Here is a 24,854-nt window from a genome sequence, read left to right on the forward strand (position 1 = left end):
TTTGCATGTTTGATACCACGCTGTTTATTCTGCTCGCCCTCGCCGCGCTCGGCTTTGTCAGCCATAACACCACCGTTGCGGTCTCGATCCTCGTGCTGATCATTGTGCGCGTCACACCGCTCAACACCTTCTTTCCGTGGATCGAAAAGCAGGGGCTGACGGTCGGCATTATCATTCTGACGATTGGCGTGATGGCACCGATTGCCAGTGGATCGCTGCCGCCCTCGACGCTGCTGCACTCCTTTGCCAACTGGAAATCGCTGGTGGCGATTGCCGTCGGGGTGTTTGTCTCATGGCTGGGCGGGCGCGGGGTTACGTTGATGAGTTCGCAGCCCTCGCTGGTCGCAGGGCTGCTGGTGGGAACGGTGTTAGGCGTGGCCCTGTTCCGGGGCGTGCCGGTCGGGCCACTGATTGCCGCAGGCCTGGTATCGCTGCTAATTGGCCGGCAGTGAAAGCCGCCGCTGCCAGCGCTTCACGCCAAACTCCAGCGCGCTGCACAGCAGGTAGTAGACCAGCCCGGTGAAGATAAACAGCGCCGCCGGATAGACCTGCACCCGGTTGTTCACCTGCCCGGCGACGGTGGTCAGCTCCGGGACGTTAACAATAAAGGCCAGCGAGGTGTCCTTCAGCAGCGCGATCAGCAAGCCGATAAACGACGGCAGCGCGTTGCGTAACGCCTGCGGCAACAACACGCGACGCAGGATCTGTGCGCTGGAAAAACCACTGCTCAGCGCCGCTTCATACTGCCCGCGCGGGAGTGCGCCCAGTGCTGCCAGCGTCGAGTACATCACCGAGGCCGAGGTAAACCACGCCAGCGCCAGCGTGACCGTTACCGCGCCGGGCAGATCCGCCCCGGTTATCCACGGCAGTAAAAACCAGAGCCAGAAGATAACGAAGATCAGCGGGATACCGCGAATCAGCTCCGCCCACAGAAACAGCACCTTGCGCGGCCAGCCGCGAAAACGCCAGGCGCAGCACGCCAGCAGAATACCGCCGGGAAACGCCAGTGCCGCCGCGCCAATAGTCATTAACAGCGACAGCAGCACGCCGCCCGGCTCACCCTGCGCGGCTCTGCCCCACAGCAGGTAGTCGAGGTTATCGGTAATGACGGTGATATTAGCGATCACGCGGCACCTCCGTGGCGTGGCGCAGTGAGCGCCAGTGGCGCGGCAGGTTAAACAGCACGCTCATCAGCAGCCCAAGCAGCAGATAGAGCGCGCTGCCCACGGCAAACGCCTCCAGCGCGTGGGCGTTGAAGCTCTCAATCTGTCGGGTCTGGTAGGTCAACTCGCCCAGCCCAATCCCGGTCGCCAGCGAGGAGAGTTTCATCAGGTTGAGATACTGCCCCACCACCGGCTGCCAGGCATTCTGTAGCCCCTGCGGCAACAGCACCCAACGGAAGATCGCAAGCGGGCTGAAGCCCTGCGACTGCGCCGCTTCCACCTGACCGCGCGGCACAGCGAGCAGCCCGGCCTGGATCTCCTCCACCAGAAAAGCGGCGGTAAAGAGCCCAAGCGCCCAGGCAGAGGAGAGAAACTCTGGGGTAAACCACCAGACATCGCCCGGCAGAATGCTAAAGGCGTGTTCATCGTTTACATACTGGCGAACCGCCAGCGGCAAAACGTTCCATGCGGCGAAATACCAGAACAGCAGCTGCACCAGCAGCGGTGTGTTACGAAACAGCGACACCCATGCCGCCACCGCGCCGCGTCCCACGCGGCCCCCTGCCAGACGCAGCGCCAGCAGCAGCACGGTAAGCAGGGTGGCGAGGATCATGCCCACCAGCGTGACCCATACGGTGGTGAGAAAGCCGGAGAGGATCCACGCTGCGGGCTGGCCGCTTAACACACCCGCCCAGTCAAGATGCAGTGCCATTACAACTCCTTGTTATCGGCATGCAGCGGGTTAAGCACCTTTTGCAGAAAACGCTGCGCGCGCGGATGCTGCGGCGCGGTAAAGAAGTCGGCGGGCGCGGCCTGCTCAAGAATTTCGCCGCCGTCGATAAAAATCACCCGGTCGGCGATCTCGCGCGCAAACTGCATCTCGTGTGTGACCACAATCAGGGTGATGCCGCTGTGCGCCAGCGATTTCATCACCTGCAACACTTCGCCAATCATCTCTGGATCGAGCGCCGAGGTCGGCTCATCAAACAGGATAATGTGCGGGTCGGCCGCCAGGGTGCGCGCAATCGCCACCCGCTGCTGTTGACCGCCGGAGAGCTGCGCCGGGTAGTGCTGCGCTTTCTCCTGCAGGCCAACGCGCGCCAGCAGCGCGAGCGCAATCTGCTGCGCCTCGGCAGCGCTTTTGCCGTGAATGTGGCGCAGCGCGAGGGTGATATTCTCAAGCGCGGTGAGGTGGGCGTAGAGGTTGAACTGCTGGAAAACGAAGCCAACATGGCGGCGCAACTCACGCAACTTACGGCCGGTGAGCTGGCTGGTGGGCTGACCATCAACAAAAATCTCGCCGCTGGAGAGGTTTTCGAGCTGGTTAATCAGGCGGATCAGCGTCGATTTCCCGGAGCCGGAAGGGCCGCATACCGCCACCACTTCTCCCGCCGCAACCTGTAAATCAATCGCTTTCAGCACCACGTTGTCGCCAAAGCGTTTGCTCGCCTGGCGAAACACTACCGTGCCTTTTTGCACGGGCAACGCCCCTGCGGCATCTGCCGCAGAGGAAGAGAAGAGACCTGCCAACATCGTTATTTCGCTTCTATGGTAAAGCTACGCGGAGCCGGAGTTTTCGTTTGCGGGCCAAACCAGGTGTCATAAATTTTCGCTGCTTCACCGCTCTTTTCGAGGTTCACCAGCTCTTCGTTAACTTTGTTCAGCAGGGCGCTCTCCCCTTTGCTGACGCCGACACCAATCTCCTCTTTCGACAGCAGATCGGGCAGGATCTTAAACTTCGCTTTGTCCGGCGCGCCCGCCAGCAGCCCCGCCAGAATGGTGCTGTCCTGGGTGATCGCCTGCACGTTGCCGTTACGCAGTGCGGTCAACGCCAGCGGGATATCGTCATAGGCCAGCACGCGGGATTGCGGGAAGCGCTGATGCAGCGCCTGCTCGCCGGTGGTGCCTTTTACCGCCCCGATGCGCGCTTTGCTGTAGGCATCAAGCTTGTCTGGTGAAGAGGCCGGAACGAGGAACTGCTGGCCGGTGACAAAGTAAGGGGTAGAGAAATCAATCACCTGCGCCCGCTCCGGGGTAATGGTGATATCCGCAACAATCAGGTCGACCTTGCCGGATTGCAGCAGCGGAATACGGTTCGCCGGGTTGGTGGCAACCAGTTGCAGCTTAACGCCGAGGCTTTTCGCCAGCGCTTTTGCAAAATCGACGTCGTAGCCAACAATATCGTGGGTTTTAGGGTCGATCGCGCCAAAGGGCGGGTTAGCGTCAAAAGTGGCGACTTTAACGACGCCTGCGGCTTTAATATCTGCCAGCTTGTCTGCCTGCGCGGAGAAGGAGAGCGCCGAAAGCAGCGCCAGCGCGCTGAGCGCAACGATGTTTTTTGTGTGTAATGAAGTTGCCATGCTAATCCTTATGCCCGGTTATTGTGTTATTGCCGCGTTAAAGTCACATAAGGTTTTTCATCACACAAATATCAAAAAGTGCATTGAATATCTGAAAAAGTTATTAAAAACAGTTTCGCGATATTAATGACTTATCCTTTTGTTTCGGGCGCTATAAACGATTTAATTCCACACAACATAAGTGGACTTGGCAGGAAAAAATATTACTGCTCGCCAAGCGTTGCCAGATAGCGCCCCGGCGTCTGCCCCAATCCCTTTTTAAACATGGTGATAAACGCCGTGGTTGAGTCATACCCCAGCGTCTGGGCGATATGCTGCACGCTGTGTCCTTCAATCAACAGACGCAGGGCGAGGATCAGCTGCAACTGGTGTCGCCAGCGGCGAAAACTCAGCCCTGTCTCTTTCACCACCAGGCGAGCAAGGTTGCGCTCACTCATGGCGAAACGCTGCGCCCATTGCGCCAGCGTCTGCCGCTCCGCCGGGGCCTGCTCCATCGTCTCGACCATCTGACGGATCTTGTGGTGCATGGAGACGGGAAGCTGGAGCTGCATTTGCGGCTGATGGGGGAGCTCATCAAACAGCACCTGGATCAGGCGCTGGGTCTGCGGCTCACGCCGTGCAGCGGTTGAACGGGCAGCAAGTTGCAGGATCAACTCGCGCACCAGCGACGAGATTTTGAGGGTGCAGCAGTGCTCCGGCATTACCACCGCCCAGCTTTCAATAAACAGAAAGCAGAGTTGCGCATTGGCGGTGGCGTGATTGCTGTGCGGCACAAAACCCGGAAGCCACATGGCGTGGTGCGGCGGCACCATCCAGCGGGCATTCTCCACTTCACAGGTGATCGCCCCTTTTAAGGCGAGGATCAACTGCCCTTTGCGGTGATGATGCGCGGGAATGCGCTGCTCGTGCGCCGCCATACGGATGTGAAAGGCGACGGCGGCTTCCTGCTGGCTGTCGGGATCGAAGCCCGCTAAGGCTAAGTCGTGCATAAAGTTGTCCGAATTTAGCGATAAAGTGTCATTTTAGCTTGATTCAAACAGCGGTGAAAAACGCTATCGTAGTGCCCTCTGTTTATGAATGAGAACACCATGATTACACCCTCCTCTGACGGCAAACAGCGCGTGCTGCTGATTATTGGCATCCTGATGATTGCCACCACGCTGCGCGTCACCTTCACCGGCGCCGCACCGCTGCTGGATGCCATTCGCGCCGACTATGGCTTAACCACGGCGCAAACCGGCATGCTCACCACGCTGCCACTGCTGGCGTTCGCGCTGATTTCGCCGCTGGCGGCGGGCGTGGCGCGCCGGATTGGTATGGAGCGAAGCCTGTTTGCCGCGCTGCTGCTGATCTGCGCTGGCATCGCCCTGCGCTCGCTGCCCTCTTCTCTTCTGCTGTTTATCGGTACGGCGGTGATTGGTTGCGGCATTGCGCTTGGCAATGTGCTGCTGCCCGGCATGCTGAAGCGAGATTTTGCGCAGCATGTCGCCAAACTGACCGGAGCCTATTCGCTCACCATGGGCGCGGCGGCGGCGCTCGGATCCGCGGCAATGGTGCCGATTGCGCAGAGCGGCGCGGGCTGGCACGGCGCGTTATTGACGCTAATGATCTTCCCGCTGCTGGCGCTGCTGCTCTGGCTGCCGCGCCTGCGCCACGGTGCGCCGGCTGCGCTCAGTACCAGCGGTGCGCTTCACAGCCGCGGCATCTGGCGCTCGGCGCTGGCCTGGCAGGTAACACTCTACCTCGGGATCAACTCGCTGATTTACTACATTGTGATCGGCTGGCTGCCGTCGATTCTGATAAGCCAGGGCTTCAGCGAGGCTCAGGCCGGCTCGCTGCACGGCGTGCTGCAACTGGCTACCGCAGCGCCCGGTTTACTGGTGCCGCTGGTGCTGCACCGCCTGCGGGATCAGCGCGCTATCGCGGCGCTGGTCGCACTGCTGTGTGCTGCGGGTGCACTGGGGCTATGGCTGCAACCGGAGCACGCGGCGATCTGGACGGTGGTGTACGGATTTGGCTCCGGGGCGACGATGATCCTTGGCCTGACCTTTATTGGCCTGCGGGCAAGCTCGGCCCATCAGGCCGCCGCGCTGTCGGGGATGGCGCAATCAGTGGGTTATCTGCTCGCCGCCTGCGGGCCGCCGCTGATGGGGAAAGTGCATGACGCCAGCGGCGACTGGCATCTGCCGCTGATCGCCTGTGCGCTCTTGTCGGTAGTGATGGCGCTGTGCGGCGCGTTTGCCGGACGGAACCGGGAGATCGTTTCCGGGTAGAGGATGGATGGTGGGTAAAAGCGGGATTGCGGGTAAATGCCGGATGGCGGCTTACGCCTTATCCGGCCTACAGAAGCGGTACCGGATCGGAGGGTGGCACCGATGCTCTGCCGGATGGCGGCTGGCGCCTTATCCGGCCTACAAAAGCGGTACCGGGGTGTTGTAGGCCGGATAAGCGTTTACGCGCCATCCGGCACAATCCACGGGCTTATTCGCCTGCGGCGCGCAGCATCGCATGCACCAGCGGCACCGGGCGACCTTCCAGCGCGCCGCGCTCGTGCTGGAACAGCGTGGCGACAAAGAACGGATGGGTGATCAACTCTACCGCCCGCACCTCACCCTCTTCATCCCAGCCGGTCACCCGCAGATCGCCGCGCTCCAGCTCGCTGGCAAACTCCGGGGAGACGCCAAAGCTACAGCGGTAGGCTTCATCAATCTCATTGCGCCCATAGGCACGGGCGATCAGCGTATTGGGTCTTAACTCAATGGCAGCGGTTTGATCCACCAGCGAACAGGTCAACGGCGTAATCACCATCTGCCCTGCGGTTTCGGTTTCAGCATGGGCGGCATCCTCCCAGCCCAGCACATTGCGGGCATACTCAATCACCGCATGCTGGAAACCGCCGCAGGTGCCGAGAAACGGAATGGCGTTTTCACGCGCATACTTGATGGCGATAAACGCCCCTGCTGCATTTTCATACGGGCTGCCCGGCACGACCCAAATGGCGTCATAACCGACCAGATCTTCAGGATTGTCGATCTCGCGGGTTGCCAGCCAGTCATAATCAGCGGTGATCTCAAGCACAGCCGCGGCATCATCAATGGCAAGCGGGATCGCCTGATGCGCAACAGTGTCGTGGTTATAGTCGCCGATCAGCGCAATACGCAGTGTCTTTTTAGGCGGAATGTGGTTCATGGAGAAGTGCCCCTATGCCGTGGTAGATAATGGCTAACATAAGGCGCATCACACTAGACGTCTTTAACATTAATCACAACACTTTAAAATCAATGACCAGACGAAAAGGGAGAGAACGCGATGATCCAGTGTAAACGTGTTTACGACGCCGCCAGTAAAGAGGATGGCTACCGGGTGCTGGTCGACAGGCTCTGGCCGCGCGGCATAAAGAAAGTCGATCTGGCTTATGACGAATGGTGCAAAGCGCTGGCGCCGTCAACGGAGCTGCGTAAAGCGTTTCACGGCGAGGCGATCGATTTTGCTGCCTTTAAGAAGAGCTACTGTGAAGAGCTGAAGGCACAGAAAGAGGCAGGAAAACAGCTGGCGGCGCGGGGGGAAAACGGCACCGTCACGCTGTTATATGCGGCAAAAGAGAGGGATCAGAACCACGCCGTCGTGCTGGCGGAGTGGCTGCGCGCGCTGCGTTAGCTCATCACCTGCGAGCGCTCGTCCTGCGGCTCGCTGTCCGGCTGCAGGGGCATCAGGTGCTCGGCGCGCACAAAGGCAAAACCGTGCTGACCATCAAACGCGGTCACATCGCCCGTCACCAGCCAGAGCGCGCGCGCCGCGGTGCGCGGCATTTCGGTGACCACGCCATTCACCGGGTTAAGAAAGCGCTCACCCGGCTGGCAGAGACCAAATAACTCAACGGATTTACCGATATTGCTCCGCCCGCTGGCGGTCTGGGCGCCGATGACTAATGCCTGGCTGCCCGGTCGTAACTGAAACATGCTTCTCTCGCGTGATCTCGTTAAAGCTGAATATGAGATAATTCTGAAAGAGAAGTTTACCGGGCTTTTCTGCCGCTGTCACGATCCCGGTGTCGGATGATCGCGACGCCACAGCGCCCACTCGTCGATCACTTCGCCGCCTGGCAGTTTGCACTCGGTGCGCACACCCTGCGGGCTCTGCACCGGCACGCGCTCGCCGCCGCGCTGCTGGCAGTAGACTGCCGCCGGGTTAGCCATGCCAACCTGCGGATGATCCGGTTTTTGAGCAGGGGATGAGGTGCAGGCAGAGACCAGCAGCGGTAAAACGAGTAACCCATAACGCATCTTCTTTTCCTTACAGTGACCCACAACGCTCTTCAGAATAGCCGTGCAAGCAGCATATCTCCATGATTTCTCCATCCTTAATGCACTTTTCGCCGTTATAGTCTGCCTTGTTCTCACCCATGACCAGAGAACATCATTCCGTAATCAATGAGTTTTTGCCCCGCTTCATCAGCGGGGCTTTTTTTTGTCCGTTACACGATATATCAAATCTTTTAGGTTCATGTTTTAATGGCGCGCCGTCGAAATAGTCAGTAATAACGTGCCGGGTCAACGAGGTACCCACGCACCGGAGCCCAATATTCATGTCCGATTTCATTCTCGCCCGGGTATCGGAAACCCTGTCGAAAGAGCACTCGCTGGAAAGCTTAGTCCGCCAGTTTCTGGAAATGCTGGAGATGGTGACCGATATGGAATCGACCTATCTGACCAAAATCAGCGACGACCCCCGCCAGCAGCATATTGTCTACTCCCGTAACAGCAAGCAGCTTGAGATCCCTGAAGGCTTCTCCCTCCCCTTTGGCGACAGCCTGTGTAAACGCGCGCTGGATGATAACTGCCTGTTTGCCAATGATGTGGCAACCCGCTGGCGCGATTGCGAAGCCGCCCAGGCGCTGGGGATCACCACCTATCTCAGCCAGCCGGTGCAGCTGGCGGACGGTTCGCTCTATGGCACGCTGTGTGCGGCCAGCAATCAGAAAAAGATGCTCAGCGCGCGCGGCGAGCAGGTGCTGCGCCTGTTTGCCGGCCTGATCGCGCAATATATTGAAAAAGAGTATCTGGTTGACCAGCTGCGCGAAGCCAACGCCGCGCTGATCGCCCACTCCTATACCGATGTGTTGACCGGTCTGCCGAATCGCCGCGCGCTGTTTGAGTCGCTGCAGACGCTCTTCTCCCTCGCCCGCCATCTCCACATTCACGTCATTATCGCCTTTATCGATCTCGATAATTTCAAAGGGATTAACGATCAGTTTGGTCATGAGGCCGGCGATCGCTTCCTGATTGAAGTAGGCAAGCGGCTGACGCAGGATCGCGGTAAAGATGACATCACTGGGCGTCTTGGCGGCGATGAGTTTTTACTCGCCTGCCCCGGCGGCCCGCTCCACCAGCCGCAGGGCGTGCTGCTCAGCGCGCTAAAAACGCGCCTTGATAAGCAGATTGCCGGTGAGTATCAACTCGGTGATATCCATCTTTATTACCCCGGTGCCAGCGTCGGCGTGATTGAAATTAACCCTGAGCAGTACGATGCGGACAGCGCCCTGCGCGCGGCCGATGAAGTGATGTATCGGGTGAAGAAGAGTAAAAGCAAAAAAGCGTTCCAGCAGCTCAATTAATGGCGTTTTCTCGGTTGCTGACATGAGGCAAATCTTAATGCCCTCGCTTTCATATACACTTAACAGGGTCGGCGCATGCCGCTGACCGAGGAGCCCCTATGAAAAAGACCACCATCATTATGTTGATCGTTGCAATTATCGCCGTGGTCGGCACCCAGCTTGGCTGGTGGAAATAGTGATACGCGGCTGCATCGGGTAACCCGGGGCCTGTCACACTGATGGCGTACTCAGAGTAAGACACCCTGTTTTAACTTGTTGGCCAGGAGCGCACCATGTTTACGGGTCTTAAAAAAAGTGAAAGCAGACAGCTGGCCGCGCTCGAATTATTGAGTAAGGCAGATACGGCCCGCGATGCGGCGCTGGCAGAATTTGCGCGTCTGGCAAGCGAAGTGATGGGCGTAGCAGGCTGCTTTATTACTACCTTTGATGATAAGTTTCAGTACATCAAGTTCGTCGAAAACGTGCCGATTGAGCATGATAAAATCGCCATCGATCGCACCATGTGCCAGTATTCGCTGGCCGAACGCCAGATGATTGTGTGTGCCGATACCCGCCTCGACGCACGCTTTTCCCATCAGCCGCTGGTCAAAGGTGGCGATATCCTCTTTTATGCCTCGGCGCCGCTGATCGCCAAAGAGGGCACGGTGCTCGGCACGCTGTGCGTCACCCATCCGGATATTCACCAACCCACTGCCCGGCAGCTCGCCAGTTTTGAGCGCATCGCGGCGCTCGCCACGCTCTACCTTGAATCTTGCTACAACATCGGCCTCGTCGATGCGCTGACCGGCCTGCCGAATCGCCCCTGCTTAATCAAAGAGATGACGCGCCTGAAGCAAAGTGCGACCGGTGACTATGCGCTGATCATTTTTGACTGTATTGATATTCCCCGTGCCTATGAATTGACCCGCTATCTCGGCGTTGAGGCGCTGGAGACGCTGCTGCGCAGCTTTGGCCCGCTGTTACAGATGCGCCTGCGGCTTAACAAAGCAACAACCCTTTACGCCTTCGCCACCGGGCGCTTTGCGGTGCTGACCGAGCGTAACGCGGCGCTCAGGCTGGCTAAGCGGGTTCAGAGCATGCATGGTTTTCAGGCGACCATTGGTGCCGATATCAATATCAATCTCTCTATTCACGCGGGTTATGTCCCCTTTACGCCGCAGACGGACAGCGTGCAGGAGGTGGTGCGCCAGGCAATCAGCGCCCTGCATGAGGCGATCCGCGAGAACATTCCGGTGCTGCACTTCAACCAGGTTCTTGATGAGCAGCGTAATACCGATTTCCGCCTGCTGTATGATCTGAGTGAAGCGATCAAATCGGGCGATCAGCTCCATATGGCCTATCAACCTAAAGTCTCACTGCGTACAGGAAAGACCGAGGGCGTGGAGGCGCTGCTGCGCTGGACCCACCCCGAGCTTGGGCCAATTTCGCCAGCGGTGATCGTCACGCTGGCGGAAAAAACGACCCTGATGGCGGATATCACCCGCTGGGTGATTAAAACGGTTATTGCCCAGGTCAAAGCATGGAAGGCGATCGGCATCGCTCTTCCTGTCTCCATTAACGTCACGGTGAGTGACTTTTCGCGCAGCGGTTTCGCCGATGAACTGGCGCAGCACATTATCGATGCCGGGCTTACACCTGCCGATATTCATATTGAGTGTCTGGAAACAGAGAAAGTGCTGGAGAGCGATGCCGCGCTGCGCGAGCTTAACCGCCTCGATGCGCTCGGTTTTACCATCCTGCTTGATGATTTTGGCGCAGGTTACAGCAACATCAGCTACCTGCGGCGCATCCCGATTGACATGATCAAGCTCGACCGCTCGCTGGTCAGCCAGATCGCTACCGATAACGACAGCCGCATCATCGCGCGCAATGTGATCATGATGCTTAAAGAGTTGAACTACGAGGTGCTGGCGGAAGGGGTGGAAGATCTGGAAACCGCGCGCATGCTCGAAGCGTATGGCTGCGATGAAGCGCAAGGTTATCTTTTTGCCCGCCCGTTACCGGCGGCGGATATTCCCGCCTGGCTGCTGGACAGCAAACCCTGGCGCCTGCTGGCACAGCTCCATGCCGATCCCAGACATCATTTGGAAGGTTAACCCTCTGCGCATGCGCAAAGTTGAGCAGTAATACAGCGTCACGAAAATGTCATAAAAGTGCCATCTGCTTATATATCAAATTATTAAGCTAAAAATGCTCTATTTCTGCCCAGATCGATATTAAAGCCCTGCTTAAATACGTCGATAGTGCTGGCGTGCGCGCCATTTGCGCCTCACCACCAGGGGAAGTGACACAGCATGAAAATTAACCATCTTACTATTGGGCAGCGTCTGGGTTTGTTGGCGACGTTACTGTTACTGGCAACGCTGTTTATGGGGATCCGCGGCCTCGCCATTAACGCTGGCGCACTCGCGCAAAACAAACAGATCATGGCAACCGAAGGCGAAGTTGCGCAGAGCATCGACACGGCGCGTAATGCGCAAGTGCAGTTCAAAATTCAGGTGCAGGAGTGGAAAAACACGCTGCTGCGCGGGACACAAAACCAGGAAACCTTCGTTAAATACAAAAACGCCTTTGTTGAACAGAGCCAGAAAACGCAGGCGCTGTTAAAAACCCTGAGCGTGCTGCTTCCGAAGATTGGGGTCGCGAACAACGAGGTTGTCAAAACCATCGCCTTGCATGCAACGCTCGAAAGGGAGTATCTGGATGCCTTGCAGCACTATGATATTGCTGATGCCAGCAGTGCACAGCGGGTCGACCATATGGTGACCGGTATCGATCGGGAACCGACCAAAATGATCGATACGGTGGTGGCCAGCACGCTGCAACAAGCGGCGCACATCCGCCAGCAAACCGAGGCGCACAATAATACCCTGTTTGAAGAGACGCGCCTGATGCTGACGCTGGTGATGGCTTTTACGCTGATTGTCGGCATGCTGATCACCTGGTGGTTAATTCGCAGTATTACACGTCCACTGGCGCAGGCCGTCTCCGTTGCCCGCACCGTCGCTGCGGGCGATCTGCAATCCTCCTTCGTCATTTCCGGGCGCGATGAAACTGCCGAGCTGATGCGCGCTATGCAAGAGATGAACCGGAACCTGACGCGCGTCGTCTCCGGGGTGCGCTCCGGCACTGAAACGATCGCCGGCGCCTCGCAGCAGATTGCCAGCGGCAGCCGCGAGCTCTCCGCACGCAATGAAGCGCAGGCCAGCGCGATTGAGCAAACCGCCGCCTCAATGGAAGAGCTGACATCGGTGGTGAAAAACAATGCCGATAATTCACGTATCGCCAGTGATATCACCCGTGAAGCCACGCGCGTGGCGAACCAGGGCGGCGAAGTCGTGGAGCGCGTCGTGACCACCATGAGCGAGATCAATCATCTCTCGACCGAGATCAGCAGCATTATCGGCGTGATCGACAGCATTGCGTTTCAGACTAATATCCTGGCGCTTAATGCGGCGGTAGAAGCGGCGCGCGCAGGAACCGAGGGCCGCGGTTTTGCCGTGGTGGCATCGGAAGTGCGCGCCCTCGCCCAGCGCTCCGCCACGGCGGCGAAAGAGATCAGTGAACTGATCCAGCGTTCGGTGAATCGCATTGATGAAGGCAACAAACTGGTGAGAAACGCTGGCAGCGCGATGACCGAAATCATGCAGAGCGTTGAGCGCGTAAGCCAACTTGTCGATACCATTTCGCTGGCCAGCAACGAGCAGAGTGTGGGCATCGATCAGGTACATGTCGCCATCACGCACATGGATGCCGCAACGCAGCAGAACGCCACGCTCTCACAAGAGTCCTCCGCCGCCGCGCAGGCGATGCAGCAGCAGGCGGAACAGCTGGTAGAGATGGTTCGCATCTTCAAACTTCAGCGCGACCCGGTATAAGCACATTTTCGCCAGGGGAATTACAAAGGCTGATGATTAATACACTGATCATCAATTTTATGAATCCCTCCAGCGAAAAATTTGCGTTTGTGCCGCGTTGGGCACCAGGTTATAAAGTGCGCAAGTGACGGATATACGCTTAAACAATTTGTACTCTCTTCGCTGGCAGTTTTGATGTCGAAACTGCCATCCTTTATTTCTTCCCCCTGCTAAAAAAACACCCCCTGCTCTGCCCAATATGCCCGGTTTACGGGCTTGTACGCAGAATGCGCCTCTCTTACACGCTTTAATCTTGAATACTGATTTTTTATCCAGTATAAATGCTGCACGAAAAATTCAGACTGAATAGGACGACCCTGTGTTTGTTGAACTGGTTTACGACAAGCGTAATGTTGAAGGTTTACCCGGCGCGCGCGAGATTATCCTCACTGAACTGACAAAGCGCGTACACCGCATCTTCCCGGACGCCGATGTGCGGGTAAAACCGATGCAGGCTAACGGCCTGAACAGCGATGCCAGCAAAAGCGATCGCGAAAAGCTCAACCGCATGCTGGAAGAGATGTTTGAAGAGGCAGATATGTGGATGGTTCAGGAGTAAACGTCAATGACGTGATACGCGCCGTGCGTTATTTCAGGGTCGCTCTTTACCCCCGCCGGGCGACCAAATTTAACATGTGGTGCGCTTATTCCCTGCCTTCCGGGCAAATGTATCAAAGCATTTCCCTCGTTTAGGAAATATTTAACCGCGCAATCTCATAGTACCCGGCAAGGAGAGTAACCATGCTGATACTAAAAGAGAACATAGGTAGCGGCCGCCACCGCCGGTGTTACCAGCACCCGTTTGATAGTCAAAAATGTGTCAAAACCCTCTATAACCCCGATGACGGTGGGTTAAAAGAGGTGAAGCGCGAAACGCGCTACTACCGCAAAAAATCAGGCTCTATTCAGGCATGCCAGGCCATTCCCAACTACTACGGTAAAATCCAGACCAATTTTGGCACCGGCCATGTTTTCGATCTGGTCACCGATTACGATGGGAAAATTTCCAAAAGCTTGGAGTTCTACCTGAAGAATAAGCGCCTTTCTCTGCCGCTGCTGGAGGAGAAACTCGCCGAGCTGCGCACGCATCTCGTTGAGTACGGCATCTCGACCATGACGCTGAAAGAGTACAATGTGCTGGTGCGTAAAACCGCGCCGCAAGAGTATGAATTGGTCGTTATCGATAATATTGGCGAAGCGGAGTTTGTGCCGCTCTCATCTTATTTCCGCTTTCTTCATCGCCGGAAAATAGACAGGTCAATTAAGCGCTTCAAACAACGCATCCATAAGATTATCAATACCGTTCAGGCCGCCTGAAAATAACGCAACCGGCTATTTTGCCGGTGCGTTTCCCATCCTGATAAGTCAATACGCCACTAATCGCAAAGCAGCACAACCCCTCATCCGCTATGTTAGCCCGCTAATTATTATCAATGTGGCAATATTATGAAATTCGATAAACGCCTGACGCCCACTACCGTGATGCTGGCGGTTTTCTCCTGCATCATTCCTTTTTTCGCCGACTTTTCTCTGCCCCTTTATCACGGGCTGTCGGTATCAGTGATAGAAAATGTCCAGGCACTGTGGCTGCTGTTTGCTTTTGTTTTTACCTTGCGCTTCGCGCTCACTACTCCGCTGACGCCCGAGCGCAAACGCTTCTGGCTCTGGGCGGCAACGTGGTGGCTGGTATTGCTCGGACGCAGCGTCAGCTGGGGCCGCGACTATTTTCCCCACGAGCCGCGCCTGCTCTTTCGCGCCATTTCGGTGTTACTGATTGGCACTCTGGTGCTGTTTCCCCTCTTTTCCCATGCGCTGCGCCAGCAGATTAGTGACCGACTGCGCCATCAAACCCTGCTTATCTGGAGTTTCGCGCTGGTGGTCGTCACCTTCCTGATCTCCGACAGCGTGGAGCACCATCGCGCAATCGCCCACTTCTTCCTGCACAAGCGCGACTATCAGGATTTGATTGAAGAGCTGTATGAGTTTCCCTTTATGATTGGGCTCTTTTATGTCTGCCGCGATCTGATGCGCCGGGAACCGTTAACAGCGCATCAGCCGCAGGAGAGGTCACTCGCGAAGGGGTTGCGTTGATCCTTTTTTGGCGAAGCCGAGCCAGATGAGCAGCGCCGTCAGGGCAATGCTCGCCAGCGTAATAAAAGCCGTGCGCCATGAATAGTGCGTTGCCACGCTTCCCGCCAGCGAGGGGCTGATGGCGGCACCAAAGCCCTGCATCAGCATCACCAGCGCCTGCCCGGCGTTGACGTGCCCCGTGCCGTTTAACAGCGAGGCGACAAAGCCGGGCACCGCCACGCCGAGAATACCGGCGCTCATTCCATCGAAAATCTGCACCGGGATCGCCGCCCACGGCGAGGGCCATAGCGCGGCGGTCATTGCGCGAACCGGCAGGATAATCAGCGCAATCAAAATCAGTTTTTCATAGCCATATCGCTGGGCATAACGCGAGACCATCAGCGCCACCGGGATCATTACGCCCTGCGCTATCACCACCGTCATTGCGGCATACGCGCCAGGGTTAAACAGAGTGGCGTTATGGCCTGAAGCCACCTGCATACTCAGCATCGGTAACTGTGCGGCATTCGACAGATGGAACAGCATCAGGGTCAGCCCGGTAATGGTGAGCGCCGGGATTTTAAGCAGCGTAAAGAGCGAGGGGATCTCGCCGAGGGCCTCTTCAGGATTCAGCCCACGCGCGACGCGGTGATCGATATCTTTCTCGCGGATCGCGAGCACCGCCATCAGCGCGCCAAAGGCCATCACCAGCATCAGCAGGAAGACCGCACCGATGCCCCAGTACCAGCTGGCAACACCAGCCAGCAGCGCCGAGAGCATATTGCCGCCGTGGTTATAAGCCTCATTGCGCCCCAATTGATGAGCAAAGCGCTTCTGCCCCACGAGGCCGAGCGTCAGACCGGCCATTGCCGGGCCGATAAACGCCGCTGAAATGCCCGTTGCCACCTGGCTTGCGTAAACCATTAACGAGCCGGGGAAGAACCACAGCAGCAGCGTGCCCGCCATAATCAGCAGCGCGGCCACGGCGATAATCGCCCGTTTACGCGCCGAGGCATCCACCATAATCCCGGAGGGCAGCGTCGCCAGCAGCCCGGCAATGCCGCCTGCGGTCATCGCGTAGCCGATCGCTTCCGCACTCCAGTGATAGTGAATCAGGAAGATCCCCAGAAAGGGGCCAAGACCATCCCGCACATCCGCCATAAAAAAGCTGAGCAAACACAACGCCTGAATCGAACGTAATGGCATCTTAAAGTTCTCTTTTTTCCATATTCAATGAGCAGGCAGAGTCTACCCTGGCGAAGCGCTACCAGGGTGCGATGAAAGTGTTACAAAAATGTGATTAGTTGCGCGATGGTCGGAATTAGCAGGGCCAACCGAGCTGCTCGCGAATCGCTCTGCGATAGGGCGTGTCGAACACGGCGGGAACCCGGCAGAGATAATCCTGCGCGTGGTTGAGGGTATCGCCCGTTAGCGAGCGCAGGTAAGCGAGCGCATCATCGACACAGGGGATCCGCCCTTCAATGCCATTGAAACGCGGTGGCAATGCGGTCCAGATCACCGCATCAAGCTGTTTCGCCGCCGCCCATGTGGCGAGCGCACCGTCCATATTGCCCGCCAGCACCAGCGAGCCGACGCCATCTTCCCGTGAATCCGGGATCTGTTCGCGCTTGCGCAGAGCCGCAGTCGCAAGCTCCAGATCGCCCGTATTGAGAAACGCCCAGTGGACCGGAACTGCCGGCGCGTTAATGCATATTGCCGTTGCCAGCTCGCCCCCATCACCGACGCGGGAAAACTCGATCGGTAAACGTGGGCCATCGGCATGCCAGCGGCTGGCCAGTGGTAAACCATCCGCTTTCCAAATCAGCGATCCCCAACCAAGACAGGCAATGTTCATTCTTGCTCCTTGTTCTGTTTTCCATTCACCACAGCTCTCGCGCAGCCCGTTTACAGGCCGCTGCGTCGCACCTTTTAAGCGTAGGCCTCGCCGCTAAAAGCGCCAGCAGCGGCGGGGACACGGATGCGGATAGTCTGAAAATACCCGATGAGATTAAAAACGAGGCGTCGGAAAATCAGTCCCTTGATAGTCATATCACAAGTGAATAAAAATCATATTTAACATATAGATACAGTTATAAATTCCACTTAAGTAACAATAAAAATAGTGTATGGGTGGGTGTCATTGCCCTGATGGAGGAAACGTTATATGGAGAAGAGAAAAATGAAAATGACAATTGCTGCCCTGGTTCTGCTTGCAGCGGCGGGTAACGCTGTTGCCGCGCCGGGCTCTGCCCTGGAGATCAATAGCGGTGAAGCGGCTGGCGCAAACGCCTCTGAGTTTGCCGTGGGGTCTGCCGCCATTGCAGGAGTGACCGTCGCTACAGCCATAACCGGCCTCGCACTGATGGCGGCAGGCGGCAATAACGGTTCGAATACCGGCACCACGACGACCACCACCACGTCAACACAGTAAGTTGCGCTTCGCCTGACGAGTTCAGGCGGCTGGCATTGTACGCAAAACGGGAACCCTAAGGTTCCCGTTTTATTTGCGCGCTTGTCAGTACGGAATTAAATACGTATTCACATATGCGGCCTCAAATAAGCCTTGAAATTGTTTTCTGTCTATTCTCTGTTCAATAGTGACAATTATGGTAGCTTTAATTGCACCATAATAATGTTAAGATATTTCTGATTGCAATAATTGGAAATATAAGATGAATAAGTTCTTAGCTTTAGTCGTTGGCGTAATGATGGTAACCGGGTGCAGTTCCCGCGTGGCAGACCTGACAGTAGCAAGCACCAAAAATTATAACCTTAACTCAAATAAGTTTGTAAAAGGTGCTCGCGTGAAAGCCGAGGATTCTGCCCCGGTAGTGATTTTCCCGTTAGGTATTCCTAATGTAAAAACCGCTATTGATCGCGCAATTGAAAAGGATCGTTGCTCTGTCGCACTATCAGATATTGTCGTGACGCAGTTTAACTACTCTTTCCTGTTTGGCAAATTTGGCTACCTCGTTGAAGGCACTCAGGTCATTGACCGTGCTCAGCCGGGCTGTGAAAACGCCAGCTGATGATTACCCGGCCAAGGCCGGGTTTTTACTTTCTACGCTTCACAGAATTCAGTTTCCCCACGCCTTATTCAGATCGCCTTTATGCTTTGTAGCGGCCCGGAAACGTTTTCAGTATGATGTATTGTCATTTTTATAGTTAACATCTGAAGATAGATTTAATTTGCTTTGCCAAAAATGGCAAAGTTGATCGCGAAACAGGGGCAAGTATGAGCTCAGATTATAAGGGTAAGAATATTTTTGGTGCTGACATCTTTGAAGGAAAGGATGGAGGTATTTATCATAATAAAGATGAAGCCGAACAAAGCTATAAACAGAATAATAACAGCTACGATTCTTCATCTTCGTACAGCAACCAAAACACTGATTACAGTTCACAATCCTCATACCGCTCATACTCAGGGGGATCATCTGGCATATCAGATAGTGCATGGGACAAAATCTTAGGTGTGGTGCTAAGCACGGTGGGCAGCTGGATGCTCACATGGTTGACGTATTCAATCCAGCACTCCAATCACTCACTTAGTGTGCTGTTCAAATTCTTATCCTTAGTCTCTTTTGTATTTTTTTGGCCGGGAAAAATCCTTGCAGCTCTAATAGAAAACAACACCATACCCGCTTTTCCGCTGCTTTATATCGCAATCCCGCTTTTGAATTTTTTCTGGCTTTGCCTGATTGGTAAACTCTTACTTAAAAAATCAAAATTTAACCGCGTATTCGGCAAATTCAGTTTTAAAAAACATCGGCAACTTTCATGGTTTAAAGTCGCGTTAGTGCTTCTTTCATTTCAATTAGTTATCGCACTCAGCGCCTTGTTGTAAATCGCTTTATCCATCAGTCAAGACATATAAGCTGGCCGGGTTCGTAATGCATATAGAAACGGGAGCACCTGTGTATGCCCCCGTTTTATTACCCTCTCTGCACGGTATTAAACCGGCATAGAGAATGTCGTGACTTTATCAGTTTGCGGATCGATGGCAATGACGCAGATGGCATAGTTACCGCCAAGGCGATCTTTCCTGTCGGATATTTTCAAATTGTAGGTTTGCGAAAAAGAGGTATAGCTGGACGAGTTGGACTCGTTAAGTTTGAACCCAATGATCTGTTCGAAATAGCTGCGGCTCTTGCCGATGCTGGTTTTGCACTGCTCGTTTGTGATGGTGCCCACCCTCCTGGCAGAGGCGCTCTGCGGCACGTTTGAGCCTTTAGGTGTGAGCGCAGCGTTCACCGCTCTCATCTGATCTTGCATACTTTTCTGGAAATCAGCGCATGACGCAGAGGCCAGTATCAGGCCACACAAAAGTATCTTCTTCACTATTTTCCATCCTGTTCACATTAAAACGGCTGCGGCGCGTGGCTTGCTGCGAAGTCCTGCTTTTTATTTTTGAGGTATATGAAAGATGCAAAAAATATCGCTATCTCACCTGCATGCGATATTCAATCATGCCGCTCTTCTTCGCCACCCAGTCATATAAACGCTGCCCGCGATAATTGGTTTCGTGGGTATGCCAGTAGAGATGGCTGGCGTGACGCTTTCTGCTCTCGCGCTGCACATATTCAATCAGCTGCTTGCCCGCCTGCTGGCCGCGAACGGATTCGCAAACATAGAGATCTTCAAGATAGCAATAATCGCTCTCCGCCCAGGTTGAGCGGTGAAAGAGATAGTGAGCAAACCCCACCACCTTGCCGTTATATTTCGCCACCGCACAGAATACCGGTTCAACCGGGCTGTAAAATCGTTGCCACGTACGTTTGGTCACCGCCTCGGGAATATCTACCTTATAAAACTCCTGATATTTCTCCCACAGCGGCAACCAGCCTTCATAATCACTCTCGATGACCGCTTCAATCGTAAAAATAGTATTACTCATAGTAATGACCTCTCTTTTTTTATATCTGTTACGTGCCCGGCAGGCGCAAATAAGCTGCACCGGAATAGATCCCGGCGGTAAATTCCCACCCATTGAATGGAAATAGCTAATCAGGCTTGCGAAATGATTATAAGCAGGCAATGGCACGTTTAGCCCCACCAATTTTGGCGTGCAGAGCAGACCAATTTAGGTTCGGCATTTTCCCCTGTTGCTTTAGACTGGCGGTTAAGATGCGTCATGGCGGGGAGGGCCAATGTTTAAGCATGCACAACTTGAAACGGTAAAAGCGTGGATGATCGATCCTGCCAACGGATCATTGCCGCTGCATGAGAGAATCCAGCGGGCGATACGCACGCTTATCCTCGACGGGATCTTGTCTGAGGGGAAAGCGCTTCCCGCCTCCCGCGCGCTGGCAACATCGCTTACGGTCTCGCGGGATACCATTGAAGCCGCCTACAGCCGCCTGCATGCGGAGGGGTTTATTGAACGGCACACCGGAAAAGGGAGCTTCGTCTCGCCCCGTACCCGGCTGCTGAAATCGCATGCCCGGCAGCGCCGTTCAAGTGCTGGAGCGCGCAAACCCGCGCTCAGCGCCCGGGGAGAGGTTATCTATGAAAGCGGAGGGGTGCGTGAGTTTTCCCGCCCTCGCCCGCTGGCACCGGGTATTCCTGAAACACGGTTGTTCCCGATCCATACCTGGGAGCGCCTGCAACGCCAGGTGCTGAAAGAGTATCGTCACCAGGCTCTCGATCAAAGCCCGCCTCAGGGTATGGAACGGTTACGACGGGCGATCGCTGAGTATGTCAACCTGGAGCGTGGTGCGCACGCTACGGCAGATCGCATCATCATTGTCACCAGTTCCCAGCAGGCACTCACACTCTGCTCCAACGTGCTGATGGATAACAACGATGGCGTGGTGATTGAAGATCCCGCCTATCAAGGGGCGCATAAAGCGTTCAAAGCCGCCGGGCTAAAGACCCTGCCGGTTGCACTTGATGAGAACGGCCTGTCGATTGAGCAGCTTAACGCCCTGAGCGAACCGGCAAGGGCGATCTATCTTACCCCGTCTCATCAGTACCCTAGCGGCGCCACGCTCTCTCTCGATCGGCGGCTGGCGGTTATCGACTGGGCAAACCGGCACCAGGCGTGGATCATTGAGGATGATTACGACAGTGAGTTTCACTATGAGGGCAAGCCAATGGCCTGCGTCCAGGGGCTGGATGGCTCTGACCGGACGATCTATATCGGCACTTTCACGAAATCACTTTTTCCTGGGCTGCGCATCGCCTACATGATTGTTCCCGATGAGCTGGTAGAGCCGCTGACGATAGCGCGTACATTAATGGATGATCATACCGCCTCCATTCCCCAACTGACGCTGGCTAAATTTATCGAGGGCGGACACTTTGGCGCTTATGTGCGGATGATGCGCGGCGTCTATGTTGCGCGGCGTGACAAACTGGCCAGCCTGATAGCGCAGCACCTCGCTGATTTCGTCACCTGGGTGACGCCAGCGGGTGGCATGCAGATGCCCTGCCACCTAAGAGAGGGGATTGCAGAAGCTGAAATTGCCCTCGCCGCCCGCCGCGCCGATGTCGATATGCTCGGGCTGACCGCGTTATATGCAGGCCAACCTGCCTCAACAGGATTTCTGATGGGCTTTGCCGCCTACAACGAGCGGGAAATTGAGTCCGCCGTGTTGAAGCTGGCGGCGATTTTTCACGCGCGCGGATGAAACTATCTCTTTACGCACCAGAGCAGAAATGCGCAGGCGCTGACGCCCGCCCCGGTTATGCAGACAGCGCTCCAGCCAAAGTGAGCGTAGAGCTGGGTGGCAACAATTGCGCCCGTTGCACTGCCCGTCGAGTAAAAACACATGTACGCGCCCACCATTCGGCTTGCAGCCTCTGGCCTGGCGGCGATGAGTGTGCTCTGGTTGATGACGTGCACCGTCTGCACGGCAAAGTCCAGCATCAGGATGCCAACAACCAGCCACCGCAGCGAAGATTCGGTACATGCGATGGGCCACCACGAGAGCGTCAGCATGACCAGTGCGGCACCGCAGGCGCTGCGCCCCCAGCCTCTGTCGGCCCAGGCACCCGCCTTCGCCGCGGCCAGTGCACCGGCCACCCCTGCCAGGCCAAACAAGCCTGTCTCCGTATGGGATAACGACAGCGCGGTGAGCGGCAACACCATCGCGCTCCACAACATGCTGAACGCAGTGAAGATAAGCAGCGCGAACGCACCGCTTCTTCTCAACTGCGGCTCGGTGATAAAGAGCCTGAAAACCGAGAGCAGCAGAGAGAAATAAGGCGCGGTTTGCCTCTCAACGGATGGAGCGGGTGCCGTTTTCGCCACCAGGCAAGCCATCAGCACTATCAGACAGGCGGAGGTCAGGTAAACCGCCCGCCAGCCAGCAATATCCGCCAGGCTGCCAGCGACAACGCGGGAGAGCAAAATACCCAACACAATGCCGCTGGTCACCGTGCCGACAATCTTCCCGCGTTGCTCCGGTGCCGCCAGGGTGGCGGCCCAGGCCACCACCAGCTGCACCACCACCGCCAGCAGGCCAATAAAGAACAGCGCACACAGCAGAGTGACAAAATTGGGCGCTAATCCCGCCGCCAGCAGTGCCGTAGCCGAGAGCGACAGCAGCGTGATGGTGAGGGTTTTTCGGTTAATCCCATCCCCGAGCGGCACAAGAAAAATCAACCCGAGCGCATAGCCCGCCTGGGTGGCTGTTACCACGCTGCCAATCACCGCCTGGGGAATATTGAGCGTCAGCGCAATGGATTCCAGTAAAGGCTGTGACGCGTAAACATTTGCCACCGACAGCGCGCTTATCAGCGAGAACAAAAAAACAATGCCCGGTTTCAGCACCAGAGCAGCGCCAGATCCTGCATCCTGCGTAATACCCGCCTCTACACTCAACTTATTCCTCATCGCGCCCGCCCATTCTGGTTGTTTTTTAAAACCACAAGAGCGACAGAGATAGCATTGACGGTTTTCTTTTGCAACCAGTTTGCGAGGGACTTATACTCATCTCCCTCAAAAGAGATGCCGGGAGTGCAGAAATGGCGAAACAGGAATCCCTCAGAACCAGTGAATGCCCCGTGGCCCGAACCCTCGAGTCGATTGGTGAGCGCTGGTGTTTGATGATTATCCGGGAAGCGTTTGACGATGTGCGCAGGTTCAGTGAGTTTCAAAAAAATCTGGGGCTGGCAAAAAACATTCTCGCCGCTCGCCTCAAACTGTTAGTTGAGCACGGCATCTTTGAGATCTGTCCGGCATCCGATGGCAGCGCCTACAGTGAATATGTCCTCACCGACCAAGGCCGCGCGGTGTTTCCCATTGTGGTGGCGATGCGGCAATGGGGTGAGCGCTACCTCTTTGCCGAGGGAGAGGTGCACTCTGTGCTGGTAGATAACACCAGCGGTCAGCCTCTGCAGCCGTTACGTGTCTGCTCCGCAGAGGGGAAAAAAGTGGAACCGGCGGATTGCCACCGCCAGCGGGTGACGTCAGGTGGCACAGCGTAGTCGTCGATTTAGCTGGCCTGGCGGGCCAGCTAAAGAGAGATCGTTATTCAAATGAGGTTGCAGGGGTATTCGCCCGCGCGCTGCTTGCCTGCACAAGACGTACTTTTGTGCCAATAACAAGCGCAGCAAGGAACATGACGCCACCTGCGACAACAAAGACACCGGTTATGCCGCTCAGGCCAAAGATGACGCCTCCCAGCGCCGCCCCGATAGCGATTGAGGATTGTACGGCGGCGACCACCATGCCGCCGGCCGTTTCCGCCTGATCCGGAACAGCGCGTGCTACCCAGTTGGACCAGGCTACCGGGATGCCGCCGAATGCCAGCCCCCATATCGCAACCAGCAGCATCAGCCCGCTTTCCGCAAGTGGGAATATGATCATGCTTAATGCGGCTGCACCGACAATGGCTGGCATCACCACCAGAGTGAGGCGAAGGCTATGCTCGATTAGCCAACCGGAAAGCAGCGTGCCGATAAAATTGGCGACGCCAAAGCCCAGCAGAATCAACGACAAGCGATCGACATCCAGCGGCACAACGCTCTCCAGCGCCGGGCGGATATAGGTAAACAGCGCATATTGACCGGTATGCGCCAGTACGCATCCCATCATACCTGTCGCAATGCCTGGCCTGCGGAGTAAGTCTGCCACTGAGACCGTTTTCACCGTGCTGCGCGGCGGCATCGCGGGGAGCGTAAAGAGCTGGACGATCAGCGTCAGCGCCCCTACTGCTGTTGCTGCGATAAAGGCACTGCGCCAACCGTACATTCCCCCCAGATAGCTGCCCAGCGGTATCGAAACCACTGTCCCGACAGCAATACCGCTGAAAATGATGGCAAGCGCGCGCGGCACCAGGTTTTCAGGCACGAGGCGCATGGCGACGGCTGCTGCCATACTCCAGAACCCGCCGAGCGCGATCCCGAGCAGGATGCGCATCGCTAAAACAATCATCAGGCTCGAAGAGAGCGCAACCAGCAGGTTAGAGGCAATCATCAGGGCCGTGAAACCAAGCAGAACAATTCGTCGATCGAGGCTGCGGGTTAGCCGGGGAACGACCAGCCCGGCAAACAGCGCGACCACTGCCGTTACCGTGACCGCCTGGCCCGCCATCGATTCGGTGACACCCAGATCGTAGGCCATCGGCGTCAGTAAACTGGCAGGAAGGTATTCCGCCGTCAGCAGACCAAACACGCCCATTGCCAGTGAAAACACCGCCAGCCATGCCGATCCTGATCCTTTACCCTCTTTGACCTTTGTGCATCGTGCTTCAGTTACATCATTTCTCATCACAATCTCTTC

General features: G+C 56.1%; 29 protein-coding genes. 15 read left to right on the forward strand and 14 right to left on the reverse strand.

Going from position 1 to position 24,854, the window contains the following annotated elements:
- Nucleotides 1–5: 5 nt before the first annotated feature.
- Nucleotides 6–452 carry a DUF441 domain-containing protein gene (locus IAE48_RS01235; RefSeq protein ID WP_054802901.1) on the forward strand — a complete coding sequence of 149 codons (447 nt, stop codon included), beginning with the start codon at nt 6–8 and terminating at the stop codon, nt 450–452.
- On the opposite strand, the gene IAE48_RS01240 is transcribed toward IAE48_RS01235, so the two are convergent.
- The 5 genes from IAE48_RS01240 to IAE48_RS01260 all read right to left on the reverse strand — a co-directional run bounded on the left by IAE48_RS01240 (nt 435) and on the right by IAE48_RS01260 (nt 4,512).
- Nucleotides 435–1,127: an amino acid ABC transporter permease gene (locus tag IAE48_RS01240; protein WP_200133192.1), complete on the reverse strand. Its 693-nt coding sequence runs from the start codon at nt 1,125–1,127 to the stop codon at nt 435–437. The genes IAE48_RS01235 and IAE48_RS01240 overlap by 18 nt on opposite strands.
- On the reverse strand, nt 1,117–1,875 hold the full coding sequence (locus IAE48_RS01245) for an amino acid ABC transporter permease (RefSeq protein ID WP_200133193.1): 759 nt from the start codon (nt 1,873–1,875) through the stop codon (nt 1,117–1,119). Before IAE48_RS01245 ends, IAE48_RS01240 begins: the two co-directional genes overlap by 11 nt.
- Nucleotides 1,875–2,696 carry an amino acid ABC transporter ATP-binding protein gene (locus tag IAE48_RS01250; RefSeq protein WP_023481742.1) on the reverse strand — a complete coding sequence of 274 codons (822 nt, stop codon included), beginning with the start codon at nt 2,694–2,696 and terminating at the stop codon, nt 1,875–1,877. Before IAE48_RS01250 ends, IAE48_RS01245 begins: the two co-directional genes overlap by 1 nt.
- A gap of 2 nt (nt 2,697–2,698) precedes the next feature.
- Complete coding sequence (locus tag IAE48_RS01255; protein ID WP_200133194.1) at nt 2,699–3,523, reverse strand: ABC transporter substrate-binding protein; 825 nt, start codon at nt 3,521–3,523, stop codon at nt 2,699–2,701.
- Between the two features lie 203 nt (nt 3,524–3,726).
- Complete coding sequence (locus IAE48_RS01260) at nt 3,727–4,512, reverse strand: helix-turn-helix transcriptional regulator (RefSeq protein ID WP_200133195.1); 786 nt, start codon at nt 4,510–4,512, stop codon at nt 3,727–3,729.
- Nucleotides 4,513–4,611: 99 nt separating this feature from the next.
- Here IAE48_RS01260 and IAE48_RS01265 point away from each other — a divergent pair, with 99 nt between their 5' ends.
- Nucleotides 4,612–5,796: a CynX/NimT family MFS transporter gene (locus IAE48_RS01265; protein WP_200133196.1), complete on the forward strand. Its 1,185-nt coding sequence runs from the start codon at nt 4,612–4,614 to the stop codon at nt 5,794–5,796.
- 208 nt (nt 5,797–6,004) lie between these two features.
- Here the strand turns inward: IAE48_RS01265 and IAE48_RS01270 are convergent, their stop codons facing one another.
- The gene (locus tag IAE48_RS01270) at nt 6,005–6,712 is read right to left on the reverse strand and encodes a CTP synthase (protein WP_128483103.1); all 708 of its coding nucleotides are present in this window, start codon (nt 6,710–6,712) and stop codon (nt 6,005–6,007) included.
- A 120-nt stretch (nt 6,713–6,832) separates the two neighbouring features.
- Between IAE48_RS01270 and IAE48_RS01275 the strand changes: the two genes are divergently transcribed.
- The gene (locus tag IAE48_RS01275) at nt 6,833–7,180 is read left to right on the forward strand and encodes a DUF488 domain-containing protein (RefSeq protein WP_200133197.1); all 348 of its coding nucleotides are present in this window, start codon (nt 6,833–6,835) and stop codon (nt 7,178–7,180) included.
- Here the strand turns inward: IAE48_RS01275 and IAE48_RS01280 are convergent.
- A complete protein-coding gene (locus IAE48_RS01280; RefSeq protein WP_200133198.1) occupies nt 7,177–7,482 on the reverse strand; it encodes a hypothetical protein in 306 nt (101 codons plus the stop codon). The two genes, IAE48_RS01275 and IAE48_RS01280, sit on opposite strands and share 4 nt — an antisense overlap.
- A 78-nt stretch (nt 7,483–7,560) precedes the next feature.
- On the reverse strand, nt 7,561–7,806 hold the full coding sequence (locus tag IAE48_RS01285; protein WP_054802910.1) for a DUF333 domain-containing protein: 246 nt from the start codon (nt 7,804–7,806) through the stop codon (nt 7,561–7,563).
- Nucleotides 7,807–8,108: 302 nt separating this feature from the next.
- On the opposite strand from IAE48_RS01285, the gene IAE48_RS01290 reads away from it, so the two are divergent.
- From IAE48_RS01290 to IAE48_RS01320, 7 genes are all read left to right on the forward strand, one after another.
- On the forward strand, nt 8,109–9,137 hold the full coding sequence (locus IAE48_RS01290) for a sensor domain-containing diguanylate cyclase (protein ID WP_200133199.1): 1,029 nt from the start codon (nt 8,109–8,111) through the stop codon (nt 9,135–9,137).
- Nucleotides 9,138–9,235: 98 nt separating this feature from the next.
- On the forward strand, nt 9,236–9,313 hold the full coding sequence (gene yoaJ / locus IAE48_RS24275; RefSeq protein ID WP_071789586.1) for a protein YoaJ: 78 nt from the start codon (nt 9,236–9,238) through the stop codon (nt 9,311–9,313).
- A 96-nt stretch (nt 9,314–9,409) separates the two neighbouring features.
- The gene (locus tag IAE48_RS01300; RefSeq protein WP_200133200.1) at nt 9,410–11,233 is read left to right on the forward strand and encodes a sensor domain-containing phosphodiesterase; all 1,824 of its coding nucleotides are present in this window, start codon (nt 9,410–9,412) and stop codon (nt 11,231–11,233) included.
- A gap of 198 nt (nt 11,234–11,431) precedes the next feature.
- Nucleotides 11,432–13,015 (forward strand): methyl-accepting chemotaxis protein, encoded by a 1,584-nt coding sequence (locus IAE48_RS01305; RefSeq protein ID WP_200133201.1) that lies wholly within the window; start codon nt 11,432–11,434, stop codon nt 13,013–13,015.
- Between the two features lie 358 nt (nt 13,016–13,373).
- Nucleotides 13,374–13,613, forward strand: coding sequence for a DinI family protein (locus tag IAE48_RS01310; protein WP_023481865.1), 240 nt, complete (start codon nt 13,374–13,376; stop codon nt 13,611–13,613).
- A gap of 182 nt (nt 13,614–13,795) precedes the next feature.
- Nucleotides 13,796–14,371, forward strand: a complete 576-nt coding sequence (locus IAE48_RS01315; RefSeq protein ID WP_042716590.1) for a YrbL family protein — start codon at nt 13,796–13,798, stop codon at nt 14,369–14,371.
- Between the two features lie 129 nt (nt 14,372–14,500).
- Nucleotides 14,501–15,145: a hypothetical protein gene (locus tag IAE48_RS01320; RefSeq protein WP_200133202.1), complete on the forward strand. Its 645-nt coding sequence runs from the start codon at nt 14,501–14,503 to the stop codon at nt 15,143–15,145.
- Here IAE48_RS01320 and IAE48_RS01325 read toward each other — a convergent pair.
- Together IAE48_RS01325 and IAE48_RS01330 are read right to left on the reverse strand one after the other, a co-directional pair.
- Nucleotides 15,122–16,330, reverse strand: a complete 1,209-nt coding sequence (locus IAE48_RS01325) for an MFS transporter (protein ID WP_200133203.1) — start codon at nt 16,328–16,330, stop codon at nt 15,122–15,124. The genes IAE48_RS01320 and IAE48_RS01325 overlap by 24 nt on opposite strands.
- Nucleotides 16,331–16,445: 115 nt before the next feature.
- On the reverse strand, nt 16,446–16,979 hold the full coding sequence (locus IAE48_RS01330; protein ID WP_042716603.1) for a hypothetical protein: 534 nt from the start codon (nt 16,977–16,979) through the stop codon (nt 16,446–16,448).
- Between the two features lie 324 nt (nt 16,980–17,303).
- Between IAE48_RS01330 and yjbE the strand changes: the two genes are divergently transcribed.
- The 3 genes from yjbE (at nt 17,304) to IAE48_RS01345 (ending at nt 18,971) form a co-directional block, all read left to right on the forward strand.
- Nucleotides 17,304–17,555 carry an exopolysaccharide production protein YjbE gene (gene yjbE, locus IAE48_RS01335; protein ID WP_042716606.1) on the forward strand — a complete coding sequence of 84 codons (252 nt, stop codon included), beginning with the start codon at nt 17,304–17,306 and terminating at the stop codon, nt 17,553–17,555.
- A gap of 241 nt (nt 17,556–17,796) precedes the next feature.
- A complete protein-coding gene (locus IAE48_RS01340) occupies nt 17,797–18,153 on the forward strand; it encodes a hypothetical protein (protein ID WP_200133204.1) in 357 nt (118 codons plus the stop codon).
- 206 nt (nt 18,154–18,359) lie between these two features.
- Nucleotides 18,360–18,971, forward strand: coding sequence for a hypothetical protein (locus tag IAE48_RS01345; RefSeq protein WP_200133205.1), 612 nt, complete (start codon nt 18,360–18,362; stop codon nt 18,969–18,971).
- A gap of 107 nt (nt 18,972–19,078) precedes the next feature.
- Here the strand turns inward: IAE48_RS01345 and IAE48_RS01350 are convergent, their stop codons facing one another.
- The gene (locus IAE48_RS01350) at nt 19,079–19,465 is read right to left on the reverse strand and encodes a hypothetical protein (protein ID WP_200133206.1); all 387 of its coding nucleotides are present in this window, start codon (nt 19,463–19,465) and stop codon (nt 19,079–19,081) included.
- A gap of 100 nt (nt 19,466–19,565) precedes the next feature.
- On the reverse strand, nt 19,566–20,021 hold the full coding sequence (locus IAE48_RS01355; protein ID WP_042716608.1) for a GNAT family N-acetyltransferase: 456 nt from the start codon (nt 20,019–20,021) through the stop codon (nt 19,566–19,568).
- A 253-nt stretch (nt 20,022–20,274) separates the two neighbouring features.
- Between IAE48_RS01355 and IAE48_RS01360 the strand changes: the two genes are divergently transcribed.
- Nucleotides 20,275–21,756: a PLP-dependent aminotransferase family protein gene (locus IAE48_RS01360; protein ID WP_200133207.1), complete on the forward strand. Its 1,482-nt coding sequence runs from the start codon at nt 20,275–20,277 to the stop codon at nt 21,754–21,756.
- A gap of 2 nt (nt 21,757–21,758) precedes the next feature.
- Here the strand turns inward: IAE48_RS01360 and IAE48_RS01365 are convergent, their stop codons facing one another.
- On the reverse strand, nt 21,759–22,964 hold the full coding sequence (locus tag IAE48_RS01365; protein ID WP_200133208.1) for an MFS transporter: 1,206 nt from the start codon (nt 22,962–22,964) through the stop codon (nt 21,759–21,761).
- 131 nt (nt 22,965–23,095) lie between these two features.
- On the opposite strand from IAE48_RS01365, the gene IAE48_RS01370 reads away from it, so the two are divergent.
- On the forward strand, nt 23,096–23,557 hold the full coding sequence (locus IAE48_RS01370; protein WP_200133209.1) for a helix-turn-helix domain-containing protein: 462 nt from the start codon (nt 23,096–23,098) through the stop codon (nt 23,555–23,557).
- Nucleotides 23,558–23,600: 43 nt separating this feature from the next.
- On the opposite strand, the gene IAE48_RS01375 is transcribed toward IAE48_RS01370, so the two are convergent.
- On the reverse strand, nt 23,601–24,842 hold the full coding sequence (locus IAE48_RS01375) for an MFS transporter (RefSeq protein ID WP_200133287.1): 1,242 nt from the start codon (nt 24,840–24,842) through the stop codon (nt 23,601–23,603).
- Nucleotides 24,843–24,854: the final 12 nt, after the last annotated feature.

The sequence above is a fragment of the Kosakonia sp. S57 genome (assembly GCF_016516575.1).
Classification (GTDB): domain Bacteria; phylum Pseudomonadota; class Gammaproteobacteria; order Enterobacterales; family Enterobacteriaceae; genus Kosakonia; species Kosakonia cowanii.